20 protein-coding genes are annotated in these 25,507 nt (G+C 52.5%); 19 read left to right on the forward strand and 1 reads right to left on the reverse strand.

Annotation, left to right across the window (positions count from 1 at the left end):
* Positions 1-2 precede the first annotated feature (2 nt).
* The gene (gene leuA, locus ACLBVC_RS09175) at positions 3-1,592 is read right to left on the reverse strand and encodes a 2-isopropylmalate synthase (RefSeq protein WP_195813715.1); all 1,590 of its coding nucleotides are present in this window, start codon (positions 1,590-1,592) and stop codon (positions 3-5) included.
* A 752-nt stretch (positions 1,593-2,344) separates the two neighbouring features.
* Here leuA and leuO point away from each other — a divergent pair.
* The 19 genes from leuO (at position 2,345) to ftsA (ending at position 25,461) form a co-directional block, all read left to right on the forward strand.
* The gene (gene leuO / locus ACLBVC_RS09180; protein ID WP_410149348.1) at positions 2,345-3,292 is read left to right on the forward strand and encodes a transcriptional regulator LeuO; all 948 of its coding nucleotides are present in this window, start codon (positions 2,345-2,347) and stop codon (positions 3,290-3,292) included.
* Between the two features lie 292 nt (positions 3,293-3,584).
* Positions 3,585-5,381 carry an AMP-dependent synthetase/ligase gene (locus tag ACLBVC_RS09185; protein ID WP_410149349.1) on the forward strand — a complete coding sequence of 599 codons (1,797 nt, stop codon included), beginning with the start codon at positions 3,585-3,587 and terminating at the stop codon, positions 5,379-5,381.
* 419 nt (positions 5,382-5,800) lie between these two features.
* Positions 5,801-7,519, forward strand: a complete 1,719-nt coding sequence (gene ilvI, locus ACLBVC_RS09190; protein WP_410149350.1) for an acetolactate synthase 3 large subunit — start codon at positions 5,801-5,803, stop codon at positions 7,517-7,519.
* Between the two features lie 2 nt (positions 7,520-7,521).
* A complete protein-coding gene (gene ilvN / locus ACLBVC_RS09195) occupies positions 7,522-8,013 on the forward strand; it encodes an acetolactate synthase small subunit (RefSeq protein WP_192938010.1) in 492 nt (163 codons plus the stop codon).
* Between the two features lie 167 nt (positions 8,014-8,180).
* Positions 8,181-9,185, forward strand: a complete 1,005-nt coding sequence (cra, locus tag ACLBVC_RS09200) for a catabolite repressor/activator (protein WP_195813719.1) — start codon at positions 8,181-8,183, stop codon at positions 9,183-9,185.
* A gap of 708 nt (positions 9,186-9,893) precedes the next feature.
* Positions 9,894-10,352 (forward strand): division/cell wall cluster transcriptional repressor MraZ, encoded by a 459-nt coding sequence (mraZ, locus tag ACLBVC_RS09205; RefSeq protein WP_104923345.1) that lies wholly within the window; start codon positions 9,894-9,896, stop codon positions 10,350-10,352.
* A gap of 2 nt (positions 10,353-10,354) precedes the next feature.
* Positions 10,355-11,296, forward strand: a complete 942-nt coding sequence (gene rsmH, locus ACLBVC_RS09210) for a 16S rRNA (cytosine(1402)-N(4))-methyltransferase RsmH (protein ID WP_165058997.1) — start codon at positions 10,355-10,357, stop codon at positions 11,294-11,296.
* Entirely contained in the window at positions 11,293-11,613 is a 321-nt protein-coding gene (gene ftsL, locus ACLBVC_RS09215; protein ID WP_410149351.1) for a cell division protein FtsL, read from the forward strand. Before rsmH ends, ftsL begins: the two co-directional genes overlap by 4 nt.
* 27 nt (positions 11,614-11,640) lie before the next feature.
* Positions 11,641-13,404 (forward strand): peptidoglycan glycosyltransferase FtsI, encoded by a 1,764-nt coding sequence (locus ACLBVC_RS09220; RefSeq protein ID WP_104923342.1) that lies wholly within the window; start codon positions 11,641-11,643, stop codon positions 13,402-13,404.
* A complete protein-coding gene (gene murE, locus ACLBVC_RS09225) occupies positions 13,391-14,878 on the forward strand; it encodes a UDP-N-acetylmuramoyl-L-alanyl-D-glutamate--2,6-diaminopimelate ligase (protein ID WP_410149352.1) in 1,488 nt (495 codons plus the stop codon). The genes ACLBVC_RS09220 and murE overlap by 14 nt, the downstream gene beginning before the upstream one ends.
* Positions 14,875-16,236, forward strand: a complete 1,362-nt coding sequence (murF, locus tag ACLBVC_RS09230; RefSeq protein ID WP_410149353.1) for a UDP-N-acetylmuramoyl-tripeptide--D-alanyl-D-alanine ligase — start codon at positions 14,875-14,877, stop codon at positions 16,234-16,236. Before murE ends, murF begins: the two co-directional genes overlap by 4 nt.
* A complete protein-coding gene (gene mraY / locus ACLBVC_RS09235; RefSeq protein WP_101075164.1) occupies positions 16,230-17,312 on the forward strand; it encodes a phospho-N-acetylmuramoyl-pentapeptide-transferase in 1,083 nt (360 codons plus the stop codon). Before murF ends, mraY begins: the two co-directional genes overlap by 7 nt.
* Before the next feature lie 2 nt (positions 17,313-17,314).
* Complete coding sequence (murD, locus tag ACLBVC_RS09240) at positions 17,315-18,631, forward strand: UDP-N-acetylmuramoyl-L-alanine--D-glutamate ligase (RefSeq protein WP_410149354.1); 1,317 nt, start codon at positions 17,315-17,317, stop codon at positions 18,629-18,631.
* Between the two features lie 5 nt (positions 18,632-18,636).
* The gene (gene ftsW, locus ACLBVC_RS09245; protein WP_410149437.1) at positions 18,637-19,839 is read left to right on the forward strand and encodes a cell division protein FtsW; all 1,203 of its coding nucleotides are present in this window, start codon (positions 18,637-18,639) and stop codon (positions 19,837-19,839) included.
* Positions 19,836-20,903 carry an undecaprenyldiphospho-muramoylpentapeptide beta-N-acetylglucosaminyltransferase gene (gene murG, locus ACLBVC_RS09250; RefSeq protein ID WP_410149355.1) on the forward strand — a complete coding sequence of 356 codons (1,068 nt, stop codon included), beginning with the start codon at positions 19,836-19,838 and terminating at the stop codon, positions 20,901-20,903. Before ftsW ends, murG begins: the two co-directional genes overlap by 4 nt.
* Before the next feature lie 78 nt (positions 20,904-20,981).
* Positions 20,982-22,457: a UDP-N-acetylmuramate--L-alanine ligase gene (gene murC / locus ACLBVC_RS09255; RefSeq protein WP_410149356.1), complete on the forward strand. Its 1,476-nt coding sequence runs from the start codon at positions 20,982-20,984 to the stop codon at positions 22,455-22,457.
* Positions 22,450-23,370, forward strand: coding sequence for a D-alanine--D-alanine ligase (locus ACLBVC_RS09260; RefSeq protein ID WP_410149357.1), 921 nt, complete (start codon positions 22,450-22,452; stop codon positions 23,368-23,370). The genes murC and ACLBVC_RS09260 overlap by 8 nt, the downstream gene beginning before the upstream one ends.
* 1 nt (position 23,371) lies before the next feature.
* A complete protein-coding gene (gene ftsQ / locus ACLBVC_RS09265; RefSeq protein WP_410149358.1) occupies positions 23,372-24,208 on the forward strand; it encodes a cell division protein FtsQ in 837 nt (278 codons plus the stop codon).
* Positions 24,205-25,461 carry a cell division protein FtsA gene (gene ftsA / locus ACLBVC_RS09270; protein WP_009634688.1) on the forward strand — a complete coding sequence of 419 codons (1,257 nt, stop codon included), beginning with the start codon at positions 24,205-24,207 and terminating at the stop codon, positions 25,459-25,461. The genes ftsQ and ftsA overlap by 4 nt, the downstream gene beginning before the upstream one ends.
* Positions 25,462-25,507 lie beyond the last annotated feature (46 nt).

The raw sequence follows: 25,507 nt of genomic DNA on the forward strand, positions 1-25,507 counted from the left end.
GTTCACACCGTTTCCTGATTATTTTGAATGTTGTTGTGTTGCTGACTTTCCTGCTGCAAACGTTGTTTTTCAATCTCAACTTGTTTGCTGCGCCAGATGTTGTTCAGTACGTGCACCATCGCTTGTGCGGAGGATTCGACAATGTCTGTCGCCAGACCCACGCCGTGGAAGCGGCGGCCATTAAAGGAGACGACAACGTCGACCTGGCCCAGTGCGTCGCGACCCTGGCCTTTTGCACTCAGTTGGTATTTGACCAGCTCAATCTGATAGCCGGTGATACGGTTGATGGCCTGATAGACAGCATCAACCGGGCCGTTGCCGGTGGCGGCTTCGGTCATGATTTCTTCGCCACAGGCCAGATTCACAGAAGCCGTTGCGGTAATTTTGGAGCCTGACTGCACGCTGAAGTTATCCAGACGGTAGAATTCCGGCTCTTCCTGCTGCTTATTAATGAAGACCAGTGCTTCTAAATCGTAGTCGAAAACCTGGCCTTTTTTGTCGGCCAGTTTCAGGAATGCGGTATACAGATGATCCATGTTGTAATCGGATTCTTTATAGCCCATTTCTTCCATACGATGCTTCACGGCCGCGCGGCCGGAGCGGGAAGTCAGGTTCAGCTGAATCTGGTTCAGACCGATAGATTCCGGGGTCATGATTTCGTAGTTTTCGCGGTTTTTCAGCACGCCGTCCTGGTGAATACCGGAGGAGTGTGCGAACGCGTTAGACCCGACAATCGCTTTATTGCCCGGGATTGGCATGTTGGTGATCTGGCTGACAATCTGGCTGGTGCGGTAGATTTCTTTGTGATTGATGTTGGTGTGAACATTCATGTATTCCGAACGGGTGCGGATTGCCATGATCACTTCTTCCAGCGCGGTATTACCGGCGCGTTCGCCGATACCGTTCAGCGTGCCTTCTACCTGACGCGCACCGGCCTGAATGGCGGCGATGGAGTTGCCGACCGCCATGCCCAAATCATCGTGGCAGTGAACGGAGATAATCGCTTTATCGATATTAGGCACGCGTTCGTACAGGTTAGTAATGATGCCGCCGAACTGAACCGGCGTGGTGTAACCGACAGTGTCCGGGATATTAATGGTGGTCGCACCGGCTTTGATGGCGGCTTCCACGACGCGGCACAGATTATCCAGCGGCGTACGGCCTGCATCTTCGCATGAGAATTCAACGTCATCAGTGTAATTACGGGCGCGTTTCACGGAGTGAACCGCCATATCCAACACCTGATCAAACGAACGCTTCAGTTTGGATTCAATGTGCAGGGTAGAGGTTGCCAAAAAGACGTGGATACGGAACGCTTCGGCTACGCGTAACGCTTCGGCTGCGGCGTCGATATCACCGTCTACGCAACGGGCCAGACCGCAAACGCGGCTGTTTTTAATCTGGCGCGCGATGGTTTGTACAGACTCGAAATCGCCGGGAGAAGAGACTGGGAAGCCAACTTCCATGACATCCACGCCCATTCTTTCCAGCGCCATTGCAATTTGAATCTTCTCTTTAACACTCAGGCTGGCTTGTAACGCCTGTTCACCATCACGCAGCGTGGTATCGAAAATAATGACTTGCTCGCTCATGGGTTATTCCTTGTCTGTTTTATTTTCGCGCCCTGCGGGGAGATAAAAAAAAACCCGCGCATCGGCGCGGGTTTATTGTCTGTGGAAGTTGAAATCAGTTCTGATTTTCGCCCACTGGCTTACCGCGCAAATTTTCTGCGTTGAGTAGTAGGCCTAGGAGACGGGTAATCATGAACATATTTTCAGCTTCTCATAATCGGGTGGTCAGAACGGATATCGTTCAAACAGTGCATAAAGTGATACGGGAATGTCCTTTGTATGTCAACCTTCACTGTGTGGAAATCGCGAAAAACCTTACAAATGATATTTTATCTCATTTAGCATAATAAACTGGTTGCCAGAACATGTCTGGTGCAAAGATTGTAGCTGTTTTCCCCTTCTGTTAATGCTTAAAAAAAGACCTAAAAAAGGCAGCAACTTCAACAAGCAGGTTAAATACTCTTTCTAATACAAATGATTAGAGATGATGTAGCTCTGCTTAACTTATTATTCATTTTTCGCATGTTGTTTCCGTAAACATTTTATTGTCTTATATCATCAGTTTTTAAGGGGGAAGTGAGATTTATATTTCCCTTTATGATTATTAGAAAGGAACTTTCTATATCCTTTCCAAAATAACATGATGAAATTTCACGGAGTTACCGGTCGTTGATTCTGTATGGCTGATATTTTTTCATGCCCTGTTTTTATTAAGAAAGTTATTAACGTCGTTGCTCCTTTTTGATATTGGAGTGATCTTGATGGAGAACTTCATGTCAGATATGACCACGGAAATTAAAGCTCAGCAGACCGATGCCGAAACACATCTTCGTAATGTAGATTTAAATTTATTAACGGTGTTCGATGCTGTAATGCAATTGCAGAATATTACCCGCGCTGCAAATATGTTGGGAATGTCTCAGCCTGCGGTCAGTAATGCCGTAGCCCGGTTGAAAGTCATGTTTAATGATGATTTATTTGTGCGATATGGCAGGGGTATTCAGCCTACAATGCGTGCCCGCCAACTCTTCGGGCCTGTACGTCAGGCATTACAATTGGTGATGAATGAGTTGCCGGGTGCCGGTTTTGACCCGCACCACAGCATGCGCCAGTTTAACGTGGCCATTTGCAGCCCGCTGGATAAGCGTCTGACACCTCAGGTTCTCAATGCGATTGAAACGTTATCAACCGGTGTCAGCATTAAATTGCAGACCATCGTGAATGATAATATTGAACATCAGCTTCGTTATCAAAATATTGAATTTATGATCAGCTATCGTAAATTTGAACGTGCAGATTTTTGTAATCAGGCGTTATTTAATGACGAACTTGTTCTGGTTGCTGCGAAAAATCATCCGCGCATTAGCCCGCATATGTCTGATGAGAAATATCTGAAAGAAAAACATGCCGTGATGGTGCTGGATCGTTTTTATTCGTTCAGTTCTGCTTATTACGATGACCCCGAATTGCAATCTTTAATTACATATCAGGGAACCGATCTTTTCAGCGTAATGGAAATTGTGTCTAAAACCGAAATGGTTGCACTGGTTCCACGCTGGCTGGCACAGTCGAATGCCGGAATGCTCAATTTGTCCGTGATCCCTTTGCCGTGGATGAAAAATCATCTGACGTGCTACCTTTCCTGGCATGAATCTTCCAGCAAAGATAAAGGGAATATGTGGATGAAATCTTTATTGAGCCAATGCGTTCTGTCCTTGTAGTAAGCCAACGAATCACACTTTTACTGAGGCCTGGTCTGAAGTAAAAGTGGCTGGTTATGAAGTTCTTTGGAGTTTTTTATCCTGCCTGATTTTTTCACCTCGTTAAAATCAGGCAGGTTTTTTTTTGCAATAAAAATTCGTCAAACTTCCTTTCCAAAAGCGTTTTACGCACCCACAATTTCATTTCACCGTGCTCTGTTTGCCGGTAAACTGCGTTAAATCTTTGTAATAAAGAAATGCAGTCAGATCCTCCTCCTTTCCTGATGACGCTGGATGCCGGTACAAACACTCAATGAATCCAACCTTAAATAACTATCACCTGATTACCCGTTTTCGCCAGCAAGTCAGTGCCCGTGCTGAGCAAGTTGCTTTTCGTGAATGGTCGCCTGTGTCAGAAACTTCCCTTACCTGGCGTGAACTTGGCGAAAAAGTGGATGCCCTGTCCGACGTATTATTGCAAGAACAGGTGAGTGTTCAGGAACGCATCGCGATTTGCGGAAATAACTCGATGGCATGGGCTATCGCCGATCTGGCGATTCTCCAGTTACGTGCCGTGACCGTGCCCATTTATGCTACCAATACGCCTTCGCAGTCGGCGTATGTGCTTAATGATGCGGATATCCGCATCCTGTTTGTCGTCGGTCAAAAGCAGTTCGATGCCGCGGTGGCCTTACGCGAACTATGTCCGCAGCTGAAACATATTTTTGTGCTCGACAACAGCGTCGACCTGCGCGGTATCACAATGGCCCGGCACGTTTCCCAGCTCGTTCCGCAGGACCGGCTGCTGGCGGCTGAACGTGAAGTCCGTGTGAGTGCCACTAATCTGGATGATTTGTTCACGCTGATTTATACCTCCGGCACAACCGGCGAAGCGAAAGGCGTCATGCTTGATTACACCAGCATGGCGACGCAACTGCGCCAGCATGAAGAACGCCTGAGCATTTCGGACAGCGATGTTTCGCTGTGTTTTCTGCCGCTGGCGCACGTCTTTGAACGGGCCTGGAGTTTTTTTGTGCTTCACTCCGGCGCGCAGAATGTTTTCCTGCGGGAAACCGATCTGGTTCGCGATGCATTGCAGGCGATTAAACCGACGGTCATGTGCGCCGTTCCGCGCTTCTATGAAAAAGTCTTCAGCGCGATCCACGATAAAGTTGCGCGTTCTGGCTCGCTGAAAAAGCGGCTTTTCCATTGGGCGGTGGCGCAGGGCAAAGAAAAATATCTGACGGAACGTCGCGGCGAACATTATTCATTCTGGCTTTCTCCGGCTCATTTTCTGGCGGACAAGCTGGTGCTGAAAAAACTGCGCGGGTTACTCGGCGGAAATCTGCGTTTTCTGCCTGCGGCCGGTGCGAGTCTGGATGACAACGTGATTCTCTTTTTCGAATCCCTCGGGCTGCACATTAAATACGGTTATGGCCTGACGGAAACCTGCGCTACGGTGACCTGCTGGGAAGAAAAGGATTTTCGATTTGGCTCTGTAGGAACCGCGTTGCCGGAGATCGAAGTGCGCATCGGGGATGAAAATGAAATCCAGGTGCGCGGTCCGACGTTGCTGCGCGGTTACTTTAATAAGCCGGAAGAAACTGCCGCCAGTTTTACCGCGGATGGCTGGTTCAAAACCGGCGATGCCGGGAAAATGGACGAGCAGGGCAACGTATTCATCACTGAACGCCTCAAAGATCTGATGAAAACGTCAGGCGGGAAATACATCGCACCGCAACGGATAGAAGGCACGCTGGTGCAGGATCGTTACATTGAACAGGCCGCGGTAATTGCAGATGAGCGGCATTTTGTTTCCGCGCTGATCGTGCCGGATTTTGATGTACTGAATGTGTATGCGCAGGCGCATCATATTGATTATTTTAATCGTGCCGGATTGGTGAAAAACGAACAGATCCTGTCCCTCTTTGCGCATCAGTTGCGTGAGATCCAGCACGATCTGGCCGGTTTTGAGCAGGTGAAGAAATTTGTACTGCTGACGAAACCGTTCACTATGGAAGCCGGAGAACTGACCCCGACGCTCAAACTGCGACGGAAGATCATTTTCAGCCGTTATAAGCAGGAAATCGATCAGCTTTATCGCGAGTAGCGCGAACCCATCTCGCTACCGCTTTTCCGTTAAAAACACCGGCCGACGCCCGTTTGCCGGTTTCTTCCCCATTTTTGCGTCAGCCCCGGACATAATTTAATACTGTAATTTTTCTGACCTTCCTGATATTTCTGACTGGTTGCCGCACGCAGGCAGTGTTTTGTCCCGAACGGGCGAATGAAGGCAGTGTGAGGCAAAAAAACAACGGTTCCGGACAATTTTTGGCGTTTGCCTGACTCAGATTCTGACGCTAAGGTACTGAGTTAGATTCGTGAACGCCAATAAGAACAGCAGGGTTTTATAAACTCGACAGAAAGTCCTAAAATTCAGCGGGTTATCATTAAACCGCTGCCTGATAGAACAGCGAGCTGAAAGAAAAGTCATCCTATAAAAGAAGCAAAAAGCCTGGAGGCAAAACCATGGAGATGTTGTCAGGAGCCGAGATGGTCGTCCGGTCGTTAATCGACCAGGGCGTTAAGCACGTATTCGGTTATCCCGGCGGAGCGGTGTTGGATATCTATGATGCCCTGCATACGGTCGGTGGGATTGATCATGTGCTGGTGAGACATGAACAGGGTGCTGTTCATATGGCTGACGGTTATGCGCGCGCCACAGGCGATGTGGGCGTGGTGCTGGTGACTTCCGGTCCCGGCGCAACCAATGCTATCACCGGTATTGCCACGGCTTATATGGATTCCATTCCACTTGTGGTGCTATCCGGCCAGGTACACAGTTCACTCATTGGTTATGACGCGTTCCAGGAATGCGACATGGTGGGGATTTCCCGTCCGGTGGTGAAACACAGTTTTCTGGTAAAACGCGCGGAAGATATCCCGACTGTCCTGAAGAAAGCGTTTTATCTGGCATCAACCGGCCGCCCCGGTCCGGTGGTGGTCGATTTGCCTAAAGACGTGGTGAATCCGCAAATCAAACTGCCTTACGCCTATCCTGATCAGGTTACGATGCGTTCGTATAATCCGACGGTGCAGGGCCATCGCGGGCAAATCAAACGTGCCGTTCAGACTCTGTTGGGCGCGAAAAAACCGGTGCTGTATGTCGGCGGCGGTGCGATCAACTCTGAATGTGATGCTGAATTACTGCAACTGGCCGAGAAACTGAATCTGCCGGTGACCAGTTCCCTGATGGGGCTGGGCGCGTTCCCGGGCACACATCGTCAGAGCCTCGGTATGTTGGGCATGCACGGTACGTACGAAGCCAATATGGCGATGCACAATGCGGATCTGATCTTCGGTGTGGGCGTGCGTTTCGATGACCGCACCACCAACAATCTGGCGAAGTATTGCCCGAATGCGACGGTCATGCACATTGATATCGATCCGACCTCAATCTCCAAAACAGTCAATGCGGACATCCCGATTGTCGGCGATGCGAAGCAGACGCTGGTTCAGATGCTGGAACTGCTGGCGCAAAGCGATGAGAAGCAGGAGTTCGATGCGCTGCGCGACTGGTGGCAGAATATTGAGAACTGGCGCGGGCGCGAATGCCTGAGCTACGACAAAAATACCGGCACCATCAAACCGCAGGCGGTTATCGAAACGCTGCATCGTCTGACCAATGGCGAGGCGTATGTGACGTCTGACGTCGGCCAGCACCAGATGTTTGCTGCGCTGTATTACAAATTCGACAAGCCACGACACTGGATCAACTCCGGCGGTCTGGGCACGATGGGCTTCGGCTTACCGGCCGCGCTGGGCGTGAAACTGGGCCTGCCAGACGAAACGGTGATTTGTGTCACGGGTGACGGCAGTATCCAGATGAATATTCAGGAGCTTTCTACCGCACTGCAATACGATTTGCCGGTGATTGTCGTCAACCTGAACAACGGTTATCTCGGCATGGTGAAACAGTGGCAGGACATGATTTATTCCGGCCGCCATTCCCAGTCGTACATGCAGTCCCTGCCTGATTTCGTCAAACTGGCGGAAGCTTACGGGCATGTGGGCATCGCTATCCGTAAGCCTGAAGAGCTGGAAAGCAAACTGGCGCTGGCGCTGGAACAGAAAAATCGTCTGGTATTTGTCGATATCAGCATTGATGAAACAGAACACGTTTACCCGATGCACATCCGTGGCGGTGCGATGGACGAAATGTGGTTAAGCAAAACGGAGAGGACCTGATCATGCGCCGGATTTTATCAGTATTACTGGAAAACGAATCGGGCGCGTTGTCCCGCGTAGTCGGCCTGTTCTCTCAGCGTGGCTATAACATTGAAAGCCTGACCGTGGCCCCGACAGATGATCCGACTTTGTCCCGCATGACGATTCAGACCGTCGGTGATGCCAAAGTGCTGGAGCAAATCGAAAAGCAGCTGCACAAGCTGGTTGACGTACTGCGTGTAACTGAACTGATTCAGGGCGCGCACGTTGAACGTGAAATCATGCTGGTGAAGGTGCAGGCTTCGGGTTATGGCCGTGAAGAAGTGAAGCGTTCGACTGAGATTTTCCGCGGGCAAATCGTGGATGTGACTGCAACGCTTTACACCGTTCAGCTGGCCGGAACCAGTGATAAACTTGACGCATTCTTAGCCAGCATCCGTGATGTGGCTGAAATCGTGGAAGTTGCCCGTTCCGGCGTCGTCGGTGTTTCCCGCGGTGAGAAAATTATGCGCTAAAGCGTAAATAATCAGCAGGATGTGAAATTTATCTGCTTTATAAAAGCCCAACTTTTTCGTTGGGCTTTCTTTTTTGCGGCTCAGGTGAAGCGATTCGGTAAAACACCTTGCCCGGCAATGGCTTCTGGGGTTAGATAAAGCATTATCTTTATTAAGGGGTTTTCTCAGTGAAGCTGGATGAGATCGCGAGGTTAGCGGGCGTTTCGCGTACGACGGCCAGTTATGTCATTAACGGCAAGGCGAAACAGTATCGTGTCAGCGATAAGACAGTCGAAAAAGTCATGGCTGTCGTGAAGGAACATAACTATCACCCGAATGCGGTGGCAGCAGGTTTGCGTGCCGGCCGTACCCGTTCTATTGGTCTGGTGATCCCCGATCTGGAAAATACCAGCTACACCAAAATCGCCAATTTCCTTGAGCGTCAGGCCAGACAGCGCGGGTATCAGCTTCTGATTGCCTGTTCTGAAGATCAGCCGGATAACGAGATGCGCTGCATCGAACATCTGCTTCAGCGGCAGGTTGATGCGATAATTATCTCCACGTCTTTACCGCCGGAACATCCATTCTATCAGCGCTGGGCCAACGATGATTTCCCGATCATTGCACTCGATCGCGCACTGGATCCTGAGCATTTCATCAGCGTCGTGGGCGCTGATCAAGACGACGCCCTTATGCTGGCGCAGGAACTGCGCACATTTCCGGCTGAGTCGGTGTTGTATCTGGGCGCGTTGCCTGAGCTTTCTGTGAGTTTCCTGCGTGAGCAGGGCTTCCGCCAGGCGTGGGCCGAAGATTCACGTCAGCCAAAATATCTGTACGCCAACGCGTACGATCGCGAATCAGCGGCAGTCGTTTTCGCCGAATGGCTGAAAACCAACCCGATGCCGCAGGCGTTGTTCACCACATCGTTCCAGCTGTTGCAGGGTGTAATGGATGTGACGCTGAAAACAGAAGGGCGCTTGCCTGTTGATCTGGCGATCGCAACTTTCGGCGATAACGAACTGCTCGATTTCCTTGAGTGCCCGGTTCTGGCGGTCGCTCAGCGCCATCGTGATGTGGCTGAACGCGTGCTGGAACTGGTGCTGGCCTGCCTTGATGAACCTAAAAAACCAAAAGCCGGGCTAACCCGTATCCGCCGTAATTTGTTCCGGCGTGGCCGTCTGAGCCGCAAGTAAACACCGCAACGGGCATTCATCCGCAATGCCCGTCACTTTCTTCCCTGCATGTTCAGTCCTTGTTTCAGATAATTCGAGTTAACCCTTTGCATAATACGATTACGAAAATTCCCATAGGAGTTGGAAGGGTAATTTAGGAGCATTCCCAGACGACTGAATTATTAAGAAATGTTTTCTCGCTTTCTTTGCCGATATAAACCTCCCAATCAATTTCTAAAATACGTTAATGCTGCCTGCCAAAGTGCTGTAGAATTCCCCGCTTAATTTCCTTCGGTGCGAGTTTCCCCGGACGCTGATGGTTTTTAAAACGCCTGAAAGGCTTATGTCATGCGGGTTGGCATGCAAAATGATGATGATTTAGCAGTGATAGCCGGAAAAAAATTGAGAATGATTTTTTTTATGGCAAACCGGTCAAGAAATGAGAGTTAGATAGCAGAAGAATATAAATAGTTAAATAATGTTCAGTTTGGTTTTTTTTTAAACGAAATTATTAACCCTGCGAAATTTCTTCAACTAATCATGACGTTATTTTCTATCCCTCCTCTAAAACACCTCACTACAATGCGCAGTGCTTTCGTTTACCTGCGTAAATATTGCCAAACCGCCTCTGCTCTGGCTTGACAAGGTTTTAAAACCATCCGTAAACTCTTTTCAGTGGGAATTTGTGGGGGAAAGTGGTGAAAAGGGTCATAGAGGGGTAGATCGGTCATGTTTCGTGGCGCGACGATGGTTAACCTCGACAGCAAAGGGCGACTTGCCGTACCCACCCGTTACCGGGATTTGCTGAGCGAAGAATCACAAGGTCAAATGGTGTGCACCATAGACCTCCATCACCCATGTCTTCTTCTTTACACCCTACCCGAATGGGAAGTTATCGAACAAAAATTGTCCCGTCTGTCGAGCATGAACCCCGTCGAGCGCCGTATTCAGCGCCTGTTACTCGGGCATGCGAGTGAATGTCAGATGGATAACGCCGGGCGTTTGCTGATTGCGACCACATTGCGTCAGCACGCCGGGCTCGCAAAAGAAGTGATGCTGGTTGGACAGTTCAACAAGTTTGAACTGTGGGATGAACAGACCTGGTATCAACAAGTTAAGGAAGACATCGACACTGAACAATCGTCTCAGGAACCTCTTTCTGAGAGATTACAGGACTTGTCATTATAAGCATGGTTGAAAACTACAAACATACTTCCGTTTTGCTGGATGAAGCCGTCAACGGCCTCAACATTCGACAGGACGGCATTTACATAGACGGAACTTTTGGCCGTGGCGGCCATTCACGTCTGATTCTGTCCCAGCTTGGGCCGGACGGACGATTGCTGGCGATTGACCGCGATCCACAGGCGATCAAAGCCGCAGAGGCTATTGAAGATTCACGGTTCTCGATTGTTCACGGGCCGTTTTCGGATCTTGCAGAGTATGTCCGCGATCGTGGCCTTGAAGGCAAAATTGATGGTGTATTGCTGGATCTGGGTGTTTCTTCACCGCAGCTGGACGATGCCGAACGCGGGTTCTCTTTCATGCGCGACGGGCCGCTGGATATGCGTATGGATCCAACCCGGGGTTATTCAGCAGCAGAATGGCTGATGAAAGCGGAAGAAGAAGACATCACCTGGGTATTGAAAACGTTTGGCGAAGAGCGTTTCGCGAAACGTATTGCGCGCGCGATTGTTGAACGTAACCGTGAATTGCCAATGACCCGTACCAAAGAACTGGCTGATTTGATTGCAAATGCTTCACCGTTTCGTGAAAAGCATAAGCATCCGGCTACGCGCAGTTTCCAGGCGATCCGTATCTACATCAACAGCGAGCTGGAAGAAATTGAACGTGCGCTGGACGGCGCGCTGGAAATTCTGGCGCCAAAAGGGCGTTTGTCCGTGATCAGCTTCCACTCGCTGGAAGACCGTATCGTGAAGCGCTTTATCCGCCAGCACAGCCGTGGCGCTCAGGTTCCGGCGGGTATCCCGATGACCGAAGCGCAGATCGCTGAACTCGGCGGACGTTCGCTGAAATCTGTTGGAAAAATGATGCCGTCCGAAGCGGAAGTTTCGGAGAACCCGCGGGCACGCAGTTCTGTTCTGCGTTTTGCTGAGAGAACGAGCGCGTGATTGGCAACGAACGCCACGGACTGGTGGGGGTCATTGCCAGCGATATTATTCGCAACGGCAAGATCCCGATGATTTTGCTGACCGCCGTTCTGGTCAGCGCAATATTTGTTGTGACCACGGCGCACCGTACACGTTTGCTGACGGCGCAGCGTGAACAACTGGTATTGGAAAGGGATGCGCTGGACATTGAATGGCGCAACCTGATCCTCGAAGAGAACGCTCTCGGCGATCACAGCCGGGTAGAACGCATCGCAACGGAGAAATTGCAGATGCAGCACGTTGATCCATCTCAAGAAATTATTGTGGTTCAGCCTTAAAATGCGCACGGAGAATACAGGCAGCTAATGAAAGCAACACGCACCGCGAAGTTAAAGCGTCCCGAAGATCAAGCCAGCTTTATCAGCTGGCGTTTTGCGTTGTTGTGCGCCTGTATCCTTCTGGCCCTGGTGGGTCTGATGTTGCGTGTGGCTTACCTGCAAGTCATTAATCCGGACAAACTGGTCAAAGAAGGGGATTTACGTTCCCTGCGAGTCCAGACCATCCCCACATCTCGCGGCATGATTACCGACCGCTCTGGTCGTCCTCTGGCGGTGAGCGTGCCGGTCAATGCAATCTGGGCTGATCCGAAAGAAATTAACGATCGCGGTGGCATTACGGTTGATACGAAATGGAAAGCACTGGCCGATGCGCTGAACATGCCGCTCGATCAACTTTCTGCCCGCATCAATGCGAATCCGAAAGGCCGTTTTGTGTATCTGGCGCGTCAGGTGAATCCGGCCGTCGGCGAATATGTCCATAAACTCAAGCTGCCGGGGATTTCTCTGCGTCAGGAATCCCGCCGTTATTATCCGGCCGGCCAGGTGACATCGCACGTCATTGGCGTGACCAACATTGACGGTGAAGGCATTGAAGGCGTTGAGAAGAGTTTTGACCGCTGGCTGACCGGTAAACCGGGTGAACGTACCATCCGTAAAGACCGTTTTGGCCGCGTCATTGAAGACATTTCTACCGTCGATAGCCAGGCCGCACACAATCTGGCGCTGAGCATAGACGAACGTTTACAGGCACTGGTTTACCGCGAACTGAACAACGCCGTGGCTTTCAACAAGGCGGAATCCGGTACGGCGGTGCTGGTCGATGTGCAAACCGGCGAAGTGCTGGCCATGGCTAACAGCCCATCCTACAACCCGAATAACATGCCGGATACGCCGAAAGACGTGATGCGTAACCGTGCAATCACTGACATCTTCGAACCGGGTTCTACCGTGAAGCCGATGGTCGTCATGACCGCGTTGAAGAATGGTGTGGTTCGTGAGAACAGTGTGCTTAATACGCTGCCGTACCGGATCAACGGCCATGAGATTAAAGATGTGGCCCGTTACGCGGAGCTTTCCGTGACGGGTATCTTGCAGAAGTCGAGTAACGTCGGTGTTTCACGACTGGCGTTATCGATGCCATCCGCAGAGCTGGTAGACACTTACTCGCGATTCGGATTGGGAAAACCGACCAATTTGGGGCTGGTTGGAGAAAGCAGTGGCTTATACCCTAAAAAACAACGGTGGTCTGACATAGAGAGGGCCACCTTCTCTTTCGGCTACGGGCTAATGGTGACACCTCTCCAGCTAGCGCGAGTCTATGCCACGATCGGCAGCATGGGCATTTATCGTCCGTTGTCGATCACACGTGTTGATCCCCCCGTTTCCGGTGAACGCGTGTTCCCGGAACCTCTGGTACGTACCGTCGTTCATATGATGGAAAGCGTTGCGCTGCCGGGCGGTGGCGGTGTGAAAGCCGCCATCAAGGGTTACCGTATTGCGATTAAAACCGGTACTGCGAAAAAAGTCGGTCCGGACGGCAAATACGTCAATAAATACATTGCTTATACTGCTGGCGTTGCACCAGCAAGCAACCCGAGATATGCCCTGGTGGTCGTGATTAACGATCCACAGGGAGGGAAGTATTACGGTGGGGCCGTTTCCGCACCGGTGTTTGGCGCCATCATGGGCGGGGTGTTGCGCACCATGAACGTTGAACCTGACGCGCTGACTGCCGATGAAAATGCAGACATAGTGAATAATCAAAAAGAGGCAACAGGTGGCAGATCGTAATTTGCGCGACATCTTAGCGCCCTGGGTGAGTGAAGCCCCGGCAGTAGCGCTAAAAGACATGATCTTAGACAGCCGCATCGCGGCTGCCGGCGATCTGTTTGTCGCGGTCTCAGGCCATACCAGTGATGGGCGTCGTTTTATTCCCCAGGCAATTGCTCAGGGCGTCGCTGCCGTCGTGGCCGAAGCAAAAGGTGAACAAGAGCACGGAACGGTTTGCCAGATGCATGGTGTACCGGTGATTTATCTTGAGGATCTCAACGTCTTGCTTTCAGAACTGGCAGGACGTTTTTATCAGCAGCCGGGTAAATCATTGCGTCTGGTTGGCGTGACCGGCACCAACGGTAAAACCACCACCACACAATTGCTGGCGCAGTGGAGCCAGTTGCTGGGCGAGACCAGCGCGGTGATGGGGACCGTGGGGAATGGCCTGCTCGATAACGTGGTTCCGGCGGAAAACACCACCGGTTCTGCCGTTCAGGTACAGCATATTCTGGCTGATTTAGTGAAACAAGGTGCCACCTTCGCCGCGATGGAAGTCTCTTCCCACGGGCTGGTGCAGCATCGTGTGGCCGCGCTACCGTTTGCTGCCGCGGCGTTTACTAACCTGAGCCGCGATCATCTGGATTACCACGGTGACATGCAGAGCTACGAAGAAGCCAAATGGCTGCTCTTCTCCTCGCATCCGGTCGGTCAGAAAATTATCAATGCTGACGATGAGGTCGGGGCGCGCTGGCTGGCGAAAACCCCGGATTCTGTTGCGGTCAGCATGGAAGACAAAATCCCGGCGGGCTGGAAAGGTCGCTGGCTGGTTGCCCGTAGCGTGAACTATCACGACAACGGCGCGACGGTGAATATCGATTCAAGCTGGGGCGAAGGCAAGCTGGAGAGCCGCCTGATGGGCGCGTTCAATGTCAGCAATCTGCTGGTTGCGTTGGCGACTCTGCTTTCCCTTGATTATCCGCTGGCACAATTGCTGGCGACGGGTTCCCAGTTACAACCGGTTTGCGGGCGTATGGAAGTCTTCAACGCGCCGGGTAAACCGACCGTTGTTGTTGATTATGCACATACGCCGGACGCGCTGGAAAAAGCGCTGGCGGCTGCCCGTTTGCACTGCACCGGGCAACTGTGGTGCGTGTTCGGTTGCGGTGGCGATCGCGATAAAGGTAAACGTCCTCTGATGGGCGGGATCGCCGAACAGTTCGCCGATCGCGTTATCGTGACCGATGACAACCCGCGCAGCGAAGAACCTCGCGCCATCGTGGCGGATATTCTTGCCGGATTGCTTGATGCAGGCCGTGCGCAGGAAATCCACGGTCGTGCGGAAGCGGTGACCAGCGCCATCATGCAGGCGAAGGAAGATGACGTCGTTCTGATTGCTGGTAAAGGCCATGAAGATTATCAGTTGGTGGGAAATCAGCGTCTTGATTACTCCGATCGCGTGACTGTCGCACGTTTGCTGGGGGTGATCGCATGATCCGCGTTTCTCTGCAAACTCTCGCTGACGCGCTCAACGCTGAACTTGTCGGCACGGATACGCAAATTGACAGCGTGACGACGGATACCCGTCAGATCACCTCCGGCTGTCTGTTTGTGGCGCTGAAAGGCGAAAAATTCGATGCACACGATTTTGCGGTAGATGCCGTTAAAGCGGGGGCAGGGGCATTGCTGGTAAGTAAGCGCTTACCCGTGGAAGTCCCTCAGTTAGTGGTCGCTGATACCCGCATTGCGCTGGGGAAACTCGGCGGCTGGGTTCGCCAGCAGGTTCCTGCTCGTGTGGTTGGGCTGACCGGCTCTTCCGGCAAAACCTCTGTGAAAGAAATGACCGCGGCGATTTTACGTGAGTGCGGCAACGTGCTGTATACCGCAGGCAACTTCAATAACGACATCGGCGTACCGCTGACGTTGCTGCGCCTGACCGCAGAGCATGATTTTGCCGTCATTGAGATGGGCGCAAACCATCCGGGCGAAATCGGCTATACCACCGCGCTTGCAGGTCCTGAGACAGCGCTGATCAACAACCTCTCTGCGGCGCATCTCGAAGGTTTTGGTTCTCTGGCTGGCGTTGCTCGCGCAAAAGGCGAGATTTTTGAAGGTTTGCCGGAAAACGGTATCGCAGTGATCAACGCTGAGAGTAATGACTGGGCAAACTGGCAGCACAAACTGACCGGAAAAACCGTCTGGCAGTTCTCTTCTGCAAAAAATGAGGGCATCGATTTCAACGCGACCGACGTCAGACTCAGCCCGCTGAACACCGCTTTCACTCTGCATTCACCAAAAGGCAGCATTGATGTTTCGTTGCCGGTGCCGGGACGTCACAACATTGCCAACGCTTTGGCTGCAGCTGCGCTTGCGCTGTCTGTCGGCGCTTCGCTTGAAAACGTGCGTGCTGGCCTGAAAACCCTGCAATCCGTCAAAGGACGTTTGTTCCCGATTGCCCTTAGCGACGGTAAAACCCTGCTTGATGACAGCTATAACGCGAACGTCGGTTCAATGACGGCAGCTGCACAGGTATTGTCAGAAATGCCGGGCTACCGCGTGATGGCCGTCGGTGATATGGCTGAACTGGGCGCTGAAAGCGAAAGCTGCCACCGTCAGGTCGGCGAAGCGATCCGTGCAGCAGGTATCGATAAAGTATTCAGCATTGGCCACGACAGCCGCATCATCAGCGATGCCAGCGGATGTGGTGAGCATTTAGAGGATAAGGCAGCCCTGACGGCCCGTTTAACGAGCTTACTGTCTGAACATGCGGTAATTACCGTTTTGATTAAAGGTTCACGTAGTGCCGCAATGGAGCAGGTAGTACGCGCGTTACAGGAGAATGCAACATGCTAGTTTGGCTGGCCGAACACTTGGTCAAATATTATTCCGGCTTCAACGTCTTTTCCTACCTGACGTTTCGCGCCATTGTCAGCCTGCTGACTGCATTGTTCCTGTCTTTGTGGATCGGACCACGGATGATTGCCCGCCTGCAAAAAATGTCTTTTGGTCAGGTTGTCCGTAACGATGGCCCGGAATCGCATTTCAGTAAACGCGGGACGCCAACGATGGGCGGCCTGATGATCCTGGCTTCCATCACGATTTCCGTCCTGATGTGGGCTTACCCGTCTAACCCGTACGTCTGGTGCGTGCTGTTTGTTCTGCTGGGCTACGGTGTTGTCGGTTTTATCGATGACTACCGCAAAGTTGTCCGTAAAGACACCAAGGGTCTGATCGCCCGCTGGAAATACTTCTGGCAGTCTGTTATCGCACTTGCCGCCGCTTTCACGATGTATGCCATCGGGAAAGACACGCCAGCCACTGAGCTGGTTGTTCCGTTCTTTAAAGACATCATGCCGCAGCTTGGCCTGCTGTATATCCTGCTGAGTTACTTCGTGATTGTCGGAACCAGCAACGCGGTCAACCTGACCGATGGTCTGGATGGTCTGGCGATTATGCCCACCGTGTTCGTCGCGGCCGGTTTTGCGCTGGTGGCTTGGGCGACCGGTAACATGAATTTTGCCAGCTACCTGCACATTCCTTACCTCCGCCACGCGGGCGAACTGGTGATCGTGTGTACTGCTATTGTCGGTGCAGGACTGGGGTTCTTGTGGTTCAACACTTATCCGGCACAAGTCTTCATGGGCGATGTCGGTTCACTGGCTCTGGGCGGTGCACTGGGGACTATCGCCGTGTTGCTGCGTCAGGAGTTCTTGCTGGTGATTATGGGCGGTGTGTTTGTGGTTGAAACACTGTCGGTCATCTTGCAAGTCGGGTCCTTTAAGTTACGTGGTCAGCGCATTTTCCGTATGGCGCCGATCCATCACCATTACGAACTTAAAGGCTGGCCGGAACCGCGCGTCATTGTGCGTTTCTGGATCATTTCGCTGATGCTGGTCCTGATTGGCCTGGCGACGCTGAAGGTGCGGTAATTATGGCTGACTATCAGGGTAAAAAAGTGGTCATCATCGGGCTGGGTCTAACCGGCCTGTCCTGTGTTGATTTCTTTGTGGCACGGGGCGTGACGCCGCGTGTTATTGATACCCGCGTCAGCCCGCCCGGACTGGATAAACTCGCGGATAACATTGAGCGTCATCTTGGTTCGCTCAATGAAGACTGGTTGCTCGATGCGGACCTGATTATTTCCAGCCCCGGTATGGCGCTGGCCACCCCTGCACTGAGCGCTGCTGCTGATGCGGGTGTGGAAATTGTGGGTGATATCGAGCTGTTCTGCCGCGAAACGCAAACGCCGATTGTGGCGATCACCGGTTCTAACGGTAAAAGTACTGTAACAACGTTGGTCGGCGAAATGGCGCAAGCTGCCGGATGGCGCGTCGGCGTGGGCGGCAATATCGGTTTGCCGGTGCTGACCATGCTTGATCATGAATACGATTTGTTTGTGCTCGAACTGTCCAGTTTCCAGCTTGAAACCACGCACAGTCTGCACGCCGCGGCTGCGACGATCCTCAACGTGACCGAAGATCATATGGATCGCTATCCGTTTGGCTTGCAGCAATACCGCGCGGCAAAACTGAAAGTTTATGAAAACGCCGCGCTGTGCGTCGTCAATGCAGATGATGCACTGACAATGCCGGTGCGTGGCGCGGATAAACGTTGTGTGAGTTTTGGCGTGGACGTCGGTGATTACCACCTGACACGCCAGCAGGACGATATCTGGCTGCGCGTGCGTGGCGAGAAGGTTCTGAATACCAAAGAAATGCCGCTGACGGGCCGCCACAATTATACCAATGCGCTGGCTGCGCTGGCGCTGGCGGATGCCGTGGGCATTCCTCATGCATCAGGCCTGAAAGCGCTGACGACCTTTACCGGTCTGGCGCACCGTTTTCAGGTTGCGTGGCAACACAATGGCGTGCGTTGGATTAACGATTCCAAAGCCACCAACGTCGGCAGCACCGAAGCGGCACTGAACGGCCTGCAGGTTGATGGCACATTGCATCTTCTGCTGGGCGGTGACGGAAAATCTGCAGATTTCTCGCCGCTGACGAAATATTTGCAGGGCGATAACCTGCGCATTTACTGCTTTGGCCGTGACGGCGCAGAGTTGGCGGAATTACGTCCTGAAGTTTCTTCTCTGTTTGAAACGATGGAACAGGCGATGCATGACATCAGCACGCGCGTAGTATCAGGCGACATGGTTTTACTGTCTCCGGCCTGCGCGAGCCTCGATCAGTTCCGCAGTTTTGAACAACGTGGTGACGTCTTCACTGCGCTGGCGAAGGAGCTGGGTTAATGCGGATACGTATTCCGGGGCTGGGCCTCGTCGGAAAATTTAACGACTGGGTGATGGGGTCGAAAGAAAACGACTCATTAACTCTGGTGCTGTATGACCGCACCTTACTGTGGCTGACCTTTGGTCTGGCGATTATCGGCTTTGTGATGGTGACATCGGCTTCGATGCCGATCGGCCAGCGTCTGGCTGATGACCCGTTTTTGTTTGCCAAGCGTGACGCGGTTTACCTTGCACTGGCCTTCGGCTTGTCGCTGGTGACGCTGCGGGTACCGATGGCGGTCTGGCAGAAATACAGTAACGTCCTGCTGCTGCTTTCCGTGGTGATGTTGCTGGTTGTACTGGTGGTCGGGAGCTCAGTAAACGGGGCATCGCGCTGGATTTCGCTGGGGCCACTGCGTATTCAGCCCGCAGAGTTTTCCAAGCTGTCACTGTTTTGCTATCTCGCCAGCTATCTGGTGCGAAAGGTCGATGAAGTCCGCAGTAACTTCTGGGGCTTCTGTAAACCGATGGGGGTAATGGTGGTTCTGGCGGTTCTCCTGCTGGCTCAGCCTGACCTCGGTACCGTCGTAGTGCTGTTTATTACCACGCTGGCGATGTTATTCCTGGCGGGGGCAAAGATGTGGCAGTTCCTGGCCATCATCGGGTCCGGTGCTTTCGCCGTTGTGCTGCTGGTTCTTGCTGAGCCGTACCGTATGCGTCGCGTAACGTCCTTCTGGAATCCATGGGCCGATCCGTTTGGCAGTGGCTACCAGTTAACCCAGTCACTGATGGCGTTTGGTCGCGGTGAATTCTGGGGACAGGGGCTTGGGAATTCGGTTCAGAAGCTGGAGTATTTACCGGAGGCGCATACCGACTTTATCTTCTCCATTTTAGGGGAAGAGTTGGGGTATTTCGGTGTGGTTCTGGCGCTGTTGATGGTATTCTTCGTCGCTTTTCGTGCCATGTCCATCGGGCGTCGCGCATTAGAGCTTGATCAGCGCTTTTCCGGCTTTTTGGCCTGCTCTATTGGCGTGTGGTTCAGCTTCCAGGCGCTGGTTAACGTCGGTGCTGCCGCAGGGATGTTGCCAACGAAAGGGCTAACCTTACCGCTCATCAGTTACGGTGGTTCGAGCCTGATTATTATGTCGACGGCAATCGTGTTGTTGCTGCGAGTGGATTTTGAAACGCGCCTGGCAAAAGCCCAGGCGTTTGTAAGGAGCGCCCGATGAGTGGCAATACCCGGCGTTTAATGGTGATGGCAGGCGGTACCGGCGGGCACGTTTTCCCCGGTCTGGCCGTCGCACATCATCTGATGGCGCAAGGCTGGGAAGTTCGCTGGCTGGGCACGGCAGACCGAATGGAAGCGGATTTGGTGCCAAAGAATGGCATCGAGATTGATTTCATTAAAATCTCAGGATTACGTGGGAAAGGTCTGAAAGCGCAACTCACTGCCCCTGTTCGCATATATCATGCGTGGCGCCAGGCGAAAGCCATCATGAAACGCTTCCAGCCTGATGTGGTTTTAGGTATGGGCGGTTACGTTTCCGGCCCCGGCGGTCTTGCGGCATGGTCGCTGGGTATTCCGGTGGTGCTGCATGAACAAAATGGTATTGCGGGCATGACCAATCGCGGTTTGTCGCACATTGCCAAAAAAGTATTACAGGCGTTTCCCGGCGCATTCCCGAATGCTGCCGTGGTAGGTAATCCGGTGCGCACCGATGTGCTGGCGCTGGAATTACCGCAAACCCGTCTGGCCGGGCGCGAAGGTCCAATCCGTGTGCTGGTCATTGGCGGAAGCCAGGGCGCGCGGGTGCTAAATCAGACCATGCCGGAAGTGGCAGCGCTGATGGGCGAAAAAATTACGTTGTGGCATCAGGTCGGTAAAGGCGCGCTGGAGTCGGTGAATCAGGCTTACGAAAAAGCCGGTCAGACTCAGCATAAGGTCACCGAATTTATCGACGATATGGCGCAGGCTTATGCCTGGGCAGATGTCGTGGTCTGCCGCTCGGGTGCGCTGACCGTCAGCGAAATTGCGGCAGCGGGTTTGCCGGCGATCTTCGTGCCGTTCCAGCATAAAGATCGTCAGCAGTACTGGAATGCGTTGCCGCTGGAAAAAGCCGGTGCCGCGAAGATTATTGAGCAGAAAGATTTTAGTGCCGCAGCCGTCTCTGATCTGATGGCCGGATGGGACAGAACCCATCTGATGGAAATGGCCGTTGCTGCCCGCGCAGCCGCTATTCCCGATGCGACAGAGCGTGTGGCCGCCGAAGTGGTCGCCGTCAGCAAAAAATGAAATTGAACGGGCCATGCGCAGCGTGGTCCCAGCCGTAAGAAACGGATTAATCAGTAACCTGAAATAGTGAATAAAAACGTGAATACACAACAATTGGCGAAACTGCGTACCTTCGTGCCCGAGATGCATCGTGTCCGGCACATTCACTTTGTTGGCATCGGTGGTGCCGGCATGGGTGGTATCGCCGAAGTGTTGGCCAATGAAGGCTATCAGATTAGCGGTTCTGACTTAGCACCGAATGCAGTCACGCAGCAGCTGACCGCACTCGGCGTGACAATTTATTTCAATCACCGCCCGGAGAATGTGCTGGATGCCAGCGTGGTGGTGGTTTCGACGGCGATCTCTTCCGATAATCCGGAAATTGTTGCCGCCCGTGAAGCGCGTATTCCGGTTATCCGTCGCGCGGAAATGCTCGCCGAACTGATGCGTTTTCGTCACGGCATTGCCGTGGCAGGTACACACGGTAAAACCACGACCACGGCGATGGTCACCAGCATATACGCAGAAGCCGGGCTGGATCCGACTTTTGTAAATGGCGGACTGGTTAAAGCAGCCGGAACGCATGCACGTCTGGGTTCAAGCCGTTTTCTGATTGCAGAAGCGGATGAAAGCGATGCGTCCTTCCTGCATCTGCAACCGATGGTGGCGATTGTGACCAACATCGAAGCAGACCATATGGATACGTATCAGGGCGATTTTGAAAACCTGAAACAGACGTTTGTGAATTTCCTGCACAACCTGCCGTTCTACGGACGCGCAGTGATGTGCATTGATGATCCGGTGATCCGTGAGCTGATCCCGCGCGTAGGCCGCCATATGACCACCTACGGTTTCAGCGAAGACGCGGATGTCATTATCGAGAATTACCGTCAGGTTGGCGCACAGGGGCACTTTACGATCCGTCGTCAGGATCTGCTGCTGATCAGCGTAACGCTGAACGCTCCGGGCCGACATAACGCCCTGAATGCTGCTGCGGCAGTGGCCGTAGCGACAGATGAAGGCATCAGCGATGACGCTATCCTGCGCGCGCTCGAAGGTTTCCAGGGAACCGGTCGTCGTTTTGATTTCCTGGGCGATTACGCGCTGGAAAATGTAAACGGAAAAACCGGGAGCGCGATGCTGGTTGATGACTACGGTCACCATCCGACAGAAGTGGATGCGACAATCAAAGCCGCGCGTGCGGGCTGGGCGAACAAGCGTCTGGTGATGATTTTCCAGCCTCACCGTTACACGCGTACCCGTGATTTATATGACGATTTTGCGAATGTGCTGTCTCAGGTCGATGTGCTGATCATGCTTGACGTTTACCCGGCCGGTGAAGCGCCAATTCCGGGAGCTGACAGCCGCTCGCTATGCCGCACCATTCGTGCGAGAGGCAAGCTGGATCCTATTCTGGTTTCTGATATTGACGCAGTACCTGAAAGTCTGGCGCAGATCCTCGAAGGTGATGATTTAGTGCTGGTGCAGGGTGCCGGTAATGTTGGCAAAGTGGCCCGTAAATTGGCTGATCAAAAGTTGCAGCCAGTGAGAAAAGGTGAAGAACATCATGTCTGAGAAAGTAGCGGTATTGTTGGGTGGTACTTCCGCAGAGCGCGATGTGTCATTGCAGTCCGGTGCTGCCGTGCTGGCAGGTTTACGCGAATCAGGTGTGGATGCGCACGGCATCGATACTAAAGCATTCAACGTGGCGCTTCTTAAAGAAGAAGGGTTCAGCAAAGTCTTTATCGCGCTGCATGGCCGCGGCGGTGAAGACGGTACGTTGCAAGGGTTGCTCGAGCAAATCGGCCTGCCGTATACCGGCAGTGGCGTGATGGCTTCCGCGCTGACCATGGATAAATTCCGCACCAAATTGGTGTGGCAGGCGCTGGGTTTGCCGGTTGCCCCATTCGTTGCATTGCATCGTTCACAAATTGAAGAAGCAGGGCAGGGCGCTCTGGCGGTAAAAATCGCCGAATTAGGCCTGCCGGTTATCGTCAAACCGAGCCGCGAAGGTTCCAGCGTCGGCATGAGCAAAGTGACAACTGAAAAAGAGTTGTTGCCCGCCCTGCAGGAAGGCTTTCGCCATGACGATAACGTACTGATTGAAAAATGGTTAAGCGGCCCGGAATACACGGTCGCTATCGTTGGCGATCAGGTTATGCCATCAATCCGTATCCAGCCAGCCGGAACGTTTTATGACTATCAGGCGAAGTATCTGTCTGACGAAACGCAGTATTTTTGCCCGAGCGGTTTAAACGAGGAGCAGGAAAAACAGTTATCTGCGCTGGCCTTGCAGGCTTATCAGGCACTCGATTGCAGTGGCTGGGGGCGTGTAGACGTGATGCAGGACGGTGATTGCAGCTTTAAATTGCTGGAAGTGAATACTTCGCCCGGAATGACCAGCCACAGCTTAGTGCCAATGGCGGCGAAACATTCTGGTCTGAGCTTCCCGCAACTCGTTTTCCGTATTCTGGCTTTGGCTGACTGATATGTCTCAAGCCGCCCTGAATACCCGAGAGCGTGAGACGGCCGACAACAGCGGCCGTCGCAGTAACGGTGGCCAGCTGGCAGGAATTTTGTTTTTGCTGTTGGTGGTAGGAACTATTTTATGGAGTGCGTGGGCCGTTATTGGCTGGATGCAGGATGCGAACCGGTTACCGTTGTCCCAGCTTGTGGTTACGGGGGAACGTCATTACACGACCAACGATGATATTCGTCAGGCGATTCTGTCCTTAGGGGCACCTGGAACGTTCATGACGCAGGATGTAAACGTCATTCAGCAGCAGATTGAACGTTTACCCTGGATAAAACAGGTCAGCGTCCGCAAGCAATGGCCGAATGAATTGAAGATACACCTGGTGGAGTATGTGCCGGTCGCACACTGGAATGATTTGCATATGGTTGATGCCGATGGCAAATCATTCAGCATACCCGCTGAACGTGTGGTCAAACAGAAAATGCCGTTGCTTTACGGTCCGGAAGGCAGCGAACAGGATGTTTTGCAGGGCTTTCAAACGATGAGCCAGGCGCTGGCCGCCGGGAAATTCACGCTGAAGGCAGTAGCAATGAGTGCGCGTCACTCGTGGCAGTTAACTCTGGATAACGACGTCCGTCTGGAATTGGGAAGAGATGACCGGATGGGGCGTTTACAACGTTTTATCGAGCTTTACCCGCGATTCCAGCAACAGGCTGAAGCCGATAAAAAACGCATTACGTATGTCGATTTACGTTATGACAGCGGTGCGTCGGTAGGTTGGGCTCCGGAGTTTATTGACCAGCAAAACAGTAATCAGCAACAGAATCAGGCACAGGCTAAACAACAATGATCAAGTCGACGGACAGAAAACTGGTAGTTGGGCTGGAAATCGGTACGGCAAAAGTCGCCGCATTGGTGGGGGAAGTTCTGCCCGATGGCATGGTCAATATTATCGGTGTGGGCAGTTGCCCGTCCCGTGGCATGGACAAGGGTGGCGTGAATGATCTGGAATCGGTGGTGAAGTGCGTACAGCGCGCTATCGATCAGGCTGAACTGATGGCTGATTGCCAGATTTCTTCTGTTTACCTTGCTTTATCGGGTAAACATATCAGTTGTCAGAATGAAATAGGGATGGTTCCTATTTCGGAAGAGGAAGTCACGCAGGAAGATGTAGAGAACGTTGTGCATACCGCAAAATCGGTTCGCGTTCGTGATGAGCATCGTGTTCTGCATGTGATCCCTCAGGAATATGCCATTGATTATCAGGAAGGGATCAAAAACCCTGTCGGGCTTTCCGGCGTGCGTATGCAGGCAAAAGTTCACCTGATTACCTGCCATAACGATATGGCGAAGAATATTGTTAAGGCGGTTGAACGCTGTGGCTTGAAAGTAGACCAGCTTATTTTTGCCGGTCTGGCAGCCAGTTATGCGGTTCTGACCGAAGATGAACGCGAATTAGGGGTCTGTGTCGTCGATATTGGTGGTGGAACCATGGATATCGCGGTTTATACCGGCGGCGCACTACGTCATACTAAGGTTATCCCTTATGCAGGGAACGTGGTCACCAGCGACATCGCTTATGCGTTTGGAACGCCACCGACCGATGCCGAAGCCATCAAGGTTCGCCACGGTTGTGCATTAGGTTCGATCGTCGGCAAAGACGAAAACGTCGAAGTGCCGAGCGTAGGCGGACGTCCGCCACGCAGTCTGCAACGCCAGACACTGGCTGAAGTCATCGAGCCTCGTTATACAGAATTGCTGAATCTAGTGAACGACGAAATTTTGCAATTGCAGGAGCAGTTACGTCAGCAAGGCGTAAAACATCATCTGGCCGCAGGTATTGTTTTGACAGGCGGCGCAGCACAAATTGATGGTCTGGCAGCTTGTGCGCAGCGGGTATTTCATACCCAGGTGCGTATCGGGCAACCTCTGAACATCACAGGGCTGACAGATTATGCGCAGGAACCTTACTACTCAACGGCTGTAGGGCTGCTGCACTACGGGAAGGAGTCTCACCTGAGCGGTGAGGCCGAAGTGGAAAAACGCGCCTCAGTGGGCAACTGGTTCAAACGAATCAACAGCTGGCTGAGAAAAGAGTTTTAATGTTTTAACAACGGGATCATGCTGTTATAGCTTTTGATTCCGACGC

This window comes from Rahnella selenatireducens (genome assembly GCF_046449555.1).
Lineage (GTDB): Bacteria > Pseudomonadota > Gammaproteobacteria > Enterobacterales > Enterobacteriaceae > Rahnella > Rahnella selenatireducens.